5 protein-coding genes are annotated in these 8443 nt (G+C 45.5%); 4 read left to right on the top strand and 1 reads right to left on the bottom strand.

Going from position 1 to position 8443, the window contains the following annotated elements; genetic code table 11:
- On the bottom strand, positions 1–1200 hold a 1200-nt coding region (locus PAN06_RS05990), incomplete at its 3' end, for a glycoside hydrolase domain-containing protein (RefSeq protein WP_269795857.1).
- 215 nt (positions 1201–1415) lie between these two features.
- Between PAN06_RS05990 and PAN06_RS05985 the strand changes: the two genes are divergently transcribed.
- The 4 genes from PAN06_RS05985 (at position 1416) to PAN06_RS05970 (ending at position 8416) form a co-directional block, all read left to right on the top strand.
- Entirely contained in the window at positions 1416–2696 is a 1281-nt protein-coding gene (locus PAN06_RS05985) for a glycoside hydrolase family 125 protein (RefSeq protein WP_269795856.1), read from the top strand.
- A 240-nt stretch (positions 2697–2936) separates the two neighbouring features.
- Complete coding sequence (locus tag PAN06_RS05980; protein ID WP_023919685.1) at positions 2937–5582, top strand: alpha-mannosidase; 2646 nt, start codon at positions 2937–2939, stop codon at positions 5580–5582.
- Between the two features lie 90 nt (positions 5583–5672).
- Positions 5673–6542, top strand: coding sequence for an ROK family protein (locus PAN06_RS05975; RefSeq protein ID WP_269795855.1), 870 nt, complete (start codon positions 5673–5675; stop codon positions 6540–6542).
- Entirely contained in the window at positions 6536–8416 is a 1881-nt protein-coding gene (locus tag PAN06_RS05970; RefSeq protein ID WP_269795854.1) for a beta-N-acetylhexosaminidase, read from the top strand. Before PAN06_RS05975 ends, PAN06_RS05970 begins: the two co-directional genes overlap by 7 nt.
- The last annotated feature ends 27 nt before the right edge of the window (positions 8417–8443 follow it).

Genomic DNA, 8443 nt, shown 5'->3' with positions numbered 1-8443 from the left:
TTCATTGCCATGGCGACCAAAATGTTGAGTGGGATCTGTTTTTTGAGCCGTCTGGAGCATGGCTGTCAGCATGTTTTCATGTAGGTCTGGTGCGATCCCTTTTGTGACAGCATCCGCAAAGACACCATCGATGAGGGTACCTGGCATCATTCCTCGTTCATCTGGGGCCAACCATTTTGGTAGAAAACCAGTATCCTTGTATGTATTTAAAAATCCTTCGAGAAAGTGACGGTAATAATCGGGGTAGACAAGGCTAAAGAGCGGAAAAGATGTTCGGAAGAGATCCCAGAATCCGATATTGGTATAAGCTTTTCCTGGTTTGATTTCATTATGAGTAACATCCAGGTGCCAGTCATTTCCCTCGGTATCTGTTTCATAAAAGGTTTGAGGGAAAAGGAGGAGTCGGTACAGGCAATGATCGAAAAAGGCTTGGTCACGCCCTCCGGCATCTTTTACTTCAATTCGTTTTAGTAGCTGATTCCATTGATCGGCTGCTTCTTTTTTAACTTCCTCTAGGGAAAGGTTGGGAAGATGGCTGTGAGCCATGTCTTGGGACAGATAAGAGCTTCCTAATTGGACGGTCACCTCATTGCTAGAAAAGGTGAGAAAAAGATCTTGATCGATGTGAGTGACGTTCTCGATCGGCTGGCTAAATTGCCACTGGAGATAGAAAGAGTAGGAAGTATCTGCAGTATGGGCCTGATCCAGAATGTGGAAGTGACAGGTGTGGTCTGTAAGGGTCAAGTCCTCTAGTTCATTTGCTGCATGAAAGCAGAGAGTCAATTTTTCTGGCGCTTGAAAGCGCATGACAGCCCCGTAGCGGCTTGGAACCAGCTCGCTTTGAATCTGATAACGTTCCGAAAAAATACGGAGATAGTGGGGCTGAAAAAGAGCTTCTTTGATCGAATAACTGCTTTGGCGCCGGAAGAGGTCGGAACTTGCAACTTCCCCTATGATGGGCGTGATGAGGCACCAAGCGTAGTCTCCAATCCAAGGACTAGGCTGGTGGGTAAGGCGAAATCCCTGAAAAATAGGGAGATTGGGGTTGAAAAACCAAGCCCCTTGTTCGTGTGTCGTCTGGGGAAGAAAGTAATTCATTCCAAAAGGGACTCCGGTATAAGGGAGGGTGTTTCCGTGAGAATAGTGGGGATGATTATCACTTCCCCAGCGGGTATCGATAGTCTGGCAATGTATGCGCATCTTGTCTCCTTTTTCTTCATCAACCTTAAATGATCTGTGTTTTTCTTGGAACATGCGGTGGTATTTTCTTCATTGTATCAAAGTGTTGTCAAATATGATAGCGTTTTTATCAAATGGAAAATTTTGTAGAAAAAGGGCTATAATTTGCGTATGTATTTCCCCTTTGAAATCTTTTATACTGAATAGGAAAGAATCGATACGTGTGAGGAAAATAAATGACCTATTCAAAAGAAATTGTGCGAGAATGGTTGGATCAAGTGGCTGAGCGAGCTAAGGAGTATCCTGAGTGGGTGGATGTCTTTGAACGTTGTTATACAGACACTTTGGATAATACAGTTGAAATTTTAGAAGACGGTTCAACCTTTGTGCTAACAGGGGATATCCCAGCTATGTGGCTTCGGGACTCGACTGCTCAGCTTAGACCATACCTTCATGTGGCAAAAAGAGATCCTCGTTTGCGCCAGACTATTGCTGGTTTGGTTAAACGCCAGATGACTTTGATTCTCAAGGATCCCTATGCTAACTCTTTTAATATTGAGGAGAACTGGAAGGGTCATCACGAGACAGACCATACAGACCTCAATGGCTGGATTTGGGAACGTAAGTATGAAGTAGATTCGCTTTGCTATCCCTTGCAATTGGCTTACCTTCTTTGGAAGGAAACTGGCGAGACTAGTCAGTTTGATGAGACTTTTGTTACAGCGACCAAGGAGATTCTCCATCTCTGGACGGTGGAACAAGACCACAAGAACTCTCCGTATCGCTTTGTTCGGGATACAGATCGTAAGGAAGACACGCTGGTGAATGACGGTTTTGGGCCAGATTTCGCTGTGACAGGAATGACCTGGTCAGCCTTTCGTCCGAGTGATGACTGCTGTCAGTATAGCTACTTGATTCCATCCAATATGTTTGCAGTGGTTGTCTTGGGCTATGTCCAAGAAATCTTCGCAGAATTGAATCTAGCTGATAGCGAGAGCATCATTGCTGATGCCAAACGTCTGCAGACTGAGATTCAAGAAGGGATTGAAAACTACGCCTACACGACTAATAGCAAGGGCGAGAAGATCTATGCCTTTGAAGTGGATGGTCTAGGAAATGCTAGCATCATGGACGATCCTAACGTGCCAAGCTTGTTAGCTGCTCCCTATCTTGGTTACTGTGATGTCAATGACGAAGTGTATCAAGCAACTCGTCGCACCATTCTCAGCCCTGAAAATCCCTACTTCTACCAAGGAGAATACGCTAGCGGTCTCGGAAGTTCCCATACCTTTTATCGCTATATTTGGCCGATTGCTTTATCCATCCAAGGATTGACAACGACGGACAAGGCAGAGAAGAAATTCTTGCTGGACCAGTTGGTTGCTTGCGATGGTGGCACGGGTGTCATGCACGAAAGCTTCCACGTAGATGATCCGACTAAATACTCGCGCGAATGGTTCTCTTGGGCCAACATGATGTTCTGCGAATTGGTCTTGGATTACTTGAATATTCGCTAATACTCTTCGAAAATCTCTTCAAACCACGTCAGCTTCGCCTTGCCGTATATATGTTACTGACTTCGTCAGTTCTATCTACAACCTCAAAGCAGTGCTTTGAGCAACCTGCGGCTAGCTTCCTAGTTTGCTCTTTGATTTTCATTGAGTATAAGGAGCACGCTTTAGCTTCACTGATTCTTGTTAGAATCACAAGTTTATATTTAAAACATTAAAAATTTAAGTTAGAATGAGGTTTTACTCATGGAAAATGTTGTTGTACATATCATCTCTCATAGCCACTGGGATCGTGAGTGGTATCTACCTTTTGAAAGCCACCGGATGCAATTGGTGGAACTGTTTGACAATCTGTTTGATCTTTTTGAAAATGATCCTGAGTTCAAAAGTTTCCACTTGGATGGCCAAACCATTGTCCTTGACGACTATTTAGAAATTCGCCCTGAAAACCGCGACAAGGTGCAGCGTTATATCGACGAAGGCAAACTCAAGATTGGTCCATTCTACATCTTGCAGGATGATTACTTGATTTCCAGTGAAGCCAATGTCCGCAATACCTTGATTGGACAAGCTGAATGCGCTAAATGGGGCAAATCCACTCAGATTGGTTACTTCCCTGATACCTTTGGAAATATGGGGCAAGCGCCTCAAATCCTTCAAAAATCAGGGATTCACGTAGCAGCCTTTGGGCGTGGTGTCAAACCAATCGGATTTGACAACCAAGTCCTCGAAGATGAGCAATTCACCTCTCAATTTTCTGAAATGTACTGGCAAGGGGCAGACGGTAGCCGTGTGCTGGGTATTCTCTTTGCCAACTGGTACAGTAACGGGAACGAAATTCCAGTGGATAAAGATGAAGCTTTGGCTTTTTGGAAACAAAAATTGGCAGATGTTCGTGACTATGCCTCCACCAACCAATGGTTGATGATGAACGGCTGCGACCACCAACCAGTTCAACGAAACTTGAGTGAAGCAATTCGCGTGGCTAACGAACTATTTCCTGACGTGACCTTTATCCATAGCTCTTTTGATGAATATGTGCAAGCAGTGGAAAGTGCGCTTCCTGAGCAATTATCAACAGTTACAGGAGAATTGACCAGTCAGGAAACCGATGGTTGGTACACACTGGCAAATACGTCTTCCTCTCGGATTTATCTCAAGCAAGCCTTCCAAGAAAACAGCAACTTGCTCGAGCAAGTGGTGGAACCTTTGACCATCATTACTGGTGGGCACAACCACAAGGATCAATTGACCTATGCCTGGAAGACACTCTTACAAAATGCGCCACACGATAGTATTTGTGGATGTAGCGTAGATGATGTTCACCGTGAAATGGAAGTTCGTTTTGCCAAGGTCAACCAAGTTGGAAACTTCGTCAAGACCAACCTTCTGAACGAATGGAAGGGTAAGCTAGCAACTCAAAAAGCCCAGAGTGAGCACCTCTTTACGGTCATCAATACTGGCTTGCATAATAAGGTGGATACCGTCAGCACGATTGTCGATGTAGCAGTTTGTCCGTTTAAGGAATTGCATCCGACAGAAGGCTTCAAGAAAATGGCCGCTTTGACCTTGCCAGACTACCACGTAGAAGATTTAGATGGGCATCTTGTAGAAGCAGAGATTGAGGACTTGGGAGCAAGCTTTGGCTATACCCTGCCTAAGGATAAATTCCGTCAACCTTATATCGCGCGTCAAGTGCGCGTGACGGTTCCGGTTCACCTAGCGCCTCTTTCTTGGACCACCTTCCAGCTCTTGGAAGGCAAAGCACCTCATCATGATGGTCTTTTCCAAAATGGGGTGATTGATACGCCATTTGTAACCCTTAGTATCGATGATGGCTTGACCCTCTATGATAAAACGACCAATGAGGCTTATGAGGATTTCCTTCGTTTTGAAGATCGTGGTGATATCGGTAATGAATATATCTACTTCCAACCAAAAGGAACCGAGCCGATCTATGCGGAGTTAACAGCTTATGAGGTCTTGGAAAACAATGCTCGCTATGCCAAAATCTTGCTCAAGCATGACTTGACGATCCCGGTCAGCGCGGATGAACAATTGGATGCGGAGCAAAGAGGCATTATCGAGTTTATGAACCGCAAGGCAAGTCGCTCAGAAGAGATGACAACCATCCCTCTTGAAACGGAGATGACCATCTTTGTGGATGACCCGCAAATTCGCTTCAAGACACGCTTTACCAATACTGCTAAGGATCACCGCATTCGTCTCTTGGTCAAAACTCATAACACTCGTCCAAGCAATGACTCGGAAAGCATTTATGAGGTGGTCACACGGCCAAATAAACCGGCTGCTTCTTGGGAAAATCCTGAAAATCCTCAACACCAGCAAGCTTTCGTCAGCTTGTATGATGACGTCAAAGGGGTAACAGTGGCCAATAAAGGATTGCATGAATACGAAATCCTTGGAGACGATATGATAGCTGTAACACTTCTCCGTGCTTCCGGTGAACTTGGTGACTGGGGCTATTTCCCAACACCAGAAGCACAATGCTTACGGGACTTTGAGGTTGAATATGCAGTAGAATGCCATCAAGCTCAGGGACGCTTCTCTGCTTATCGCCGAGCTAAAGCTTTGCAGACACCGATGACCAGCCTTCAAGTTGAAAAACAAGAAGGAAGTGTAGCAGCATCTGGTAGCTTACTCAAGCATACAGCCTTGACACATCCTCAGGTTTGTCCAACAGCCTTTAAGGTAGCAGAAAATGAAGAAGGTTACATCCTTCGCTATTACAATATGAGCCAAGAAAATGTGCGCGTGTCAGAAGGACAACAAACGGTTGTCGATCTTCTTGAACAACCGTATCCGGTCCATACAGGTTTATTGGCACCGCAAGAAATCCGGACAGAATGGATTAAAAAAGAAGAAGTCTAGCTGGTTGCAGCTGAAGAAACAATAAAAGGAAAGGAGGAGCGAAAAAGTAAGAACCAACTGCTGACTCGCTCCTTTTTACAGGTAAAAGCAATGACCATTGCAACGATTGATATCGGAGGGACTGGGATTAAGTTTGCTAGTCTCACTCCGGATGGAAAGATTTTAGATAAGGCCAGCACCCCAACGCCAGAAACTCTAGAAGATTTGTTGGCTTGGTTGGACCAACGCTTGTCAGAACAGGACTACAGCGGGATTGCCATGAGTGTGCCAGGGGCTGTTAACCAAGAAACAGGGGTGATTGAGGGGATCAGTGCCATTCCTTATATCCATGGTTTTTCATGGTATGAGGCACTTTCTCATCATAAGCTACCTGTCCATCTAGAAAATGATGCCAACTGTGTTGGACTGAGTGAATTGCTGGCGCATCCTGAGATTGAAAATGCAGCCTGTGTTGTGATTGGTACAGGAATCGGTGGGGCTATGATTATCAATGGCAAGCTTCACCGTGGTCGTCATGGCTTGGGCGGTGAGTTTGGCTACATGACAACCATCGAACCTGCAGCAAAGCTCAATAACTGGTCACAACTAGCATCAACAGGAAATATGGTGCGCTATGTCATTGAAAAATCTGGTCAGTCTGACTGGGATGGCCGTAAGGTGTACCAAGAGGCGGCAGCAGGCAATGCCCTTTGCCAAGAAGCTATTGAGCGGATGAATCGCAACCTAGCCCAAGGACTGCTCAATATCCAGTATCTCATCGACCCAGATGTCATTAGCCTGGGTGGCTCTATTAGTCAGAATCCAGATTTTATCAGAGGGGTTCAAAAAGCAGTAGATACTTTTGTGGACAGATATGAAGAATATACAATTGCTCCAGTGATTCAAGCTTGCACCTATCAGGCAGATGCCAATCTCTACGGTGCCCTTGTCAACTGGTTACAGGAGGAAAACCAATGGTAACTTTTACCGGAATCAGCAGTAAACAAGCGCAAGCTTTAGAGTTGCTCCAAAATCACATTTCTCTACCAGATGTAGAAGTGGCGGTTGGTCAGTCTGACCATGCTTCTATCTCTATCAAGGGTGAGAGTGGACAGTATCAATTGACCTACCGCAAACCGCATCAACTTTACCGCGCCTTATCCGTTCTAGCAACAGCTTTAGCAGAAGGGGACAAGGTAGAGATTGAAGAACAAGCGGCTTACGAAGATTTGGCCTATATGGCGGACTGTTCGCGCAACGCCGTGATCAATGTCGCATCTGCCAAACAGATGATTGAAGTCTTGGCTCTCATGGGTTATTCAACCTTTGAGCTCTACATGGAAGACACCTATCAGATTGAGGGGCAACCTTATTTTGGTTATTTCCGTGGAGCATACTCAGCTGAAGAGTTACAGGAAATTGAAGCCTATGCCCAGCGGTTTGACATGACCTTTGTCCCATGCATCCAAACCTTGGCCCACTTGTCAGCCTTTGTCAAATGGGGTGTCAAAGAAGTGCAGGAACTCCGCGATGTAGAGGACATTCTCCTTATCGGTGAAGAAAAAGTTTATGACCTGATTGATGGCATGTTTGCGACGCTATCTAAACTACAAACGCGCAAGGTCAATATCGGGATGGACGAAGCCCACCTGGTTGGTTTGGGTCGTTATCTTATCTTGAACGGTATTGTGGACCGGAGTCTCCTTATGTGCCAACACTTGGAGCGCGTGCTGGATATTGCAGATAAGTATGGTTTCCACTGCCAGATGTGGAGCGATATGTTCTTCAAGCTTATGTCAGCAGATGGCCAGTACGATCGTGAGGTGGACATTCCAGAAGAAACACGAGTTTATCTAGACCGTCTCAAAGACCGTGTGACCTTGGTTTACTGGGATTATTATCAGGATAGCGAGGAAAAATACAATCGTAACTTCCGTAATCACCACAAGATTAGCCAAGATATCGCCTTTGCTGGTGGGGCTTGGAAGTGGATTGGCTTCACACCCCACAACCATTTCAGTCGTCTCATCGCTCTTGAAGCCAATAAAGCTTGCCGTGCCAACCAGATCAAGGAAGTCATTGTGACGGGCTGGGGGGACAATGGTGGTGAAACAGCCCAGTTCTCGATCCTACCGAGCTTACAAATCTGGGCGGAGCTCAGCTATCGCAATAATTTAGAGTGTCTATCTGCTCACTTTAAGACTAATACTGGTCTATCCGTTGAGGACTTTATGCAGCTGGATCTGGCCAACCTCTTGCCAGACCTACCAGACAATCTCAGTGGCATTAACCCCAATCGCTATGTCTTTTATCAGGATGTTCTCTGCCCAATTCTTGACAAACACATGACACCTGAACAGGATAAGCCACACTTTGCCCAAGCAGCTGAGACTCTTGCTGCTATCAAAGAAAAAGCAGGCATCTACGCCTATCTCTTTGAAACCCAGGCTCAGTTGAATGCCATTTTAAGTAGTAAAGTGGATGTAGGTCGACGCATCCGTGAGGCCTATCACGCAGGTGATAAAGAGAGCTTGCAACAAATTGCTCGGGAAGAATTACCAAAACTCAGAAGCCAGATTGAACACTTACATGCTCTCTTTAGCCACCAATGGTTGAAAGAAAACAAGGTCTTTGGTTTGGATACCGTAGATATTCGTATGGGTGGACTCTTGCAGCGGATCAAGCGAGCTGAAAGCCGTATTGAAAACTACCTAGCAGGCGAAATCCCTCGTATCGATGAACTAGAAGTAGAGATCTTGCCATTCAACGATTTCTACGGGGATCAGGACTTCGCAGCCACAACGGCTAACCAGTGGCATACTATTGCGACGGCTTCAACCATTTATACAACGTAAAAAATGCCAAGTTGGATGACAGAAGTC

Source organism: Streptococcus sp. SM3 (assembly GCF_027497875.1).
This window is presented reverse-complemented; position numbering and strand designations above follow the sequence as displayed.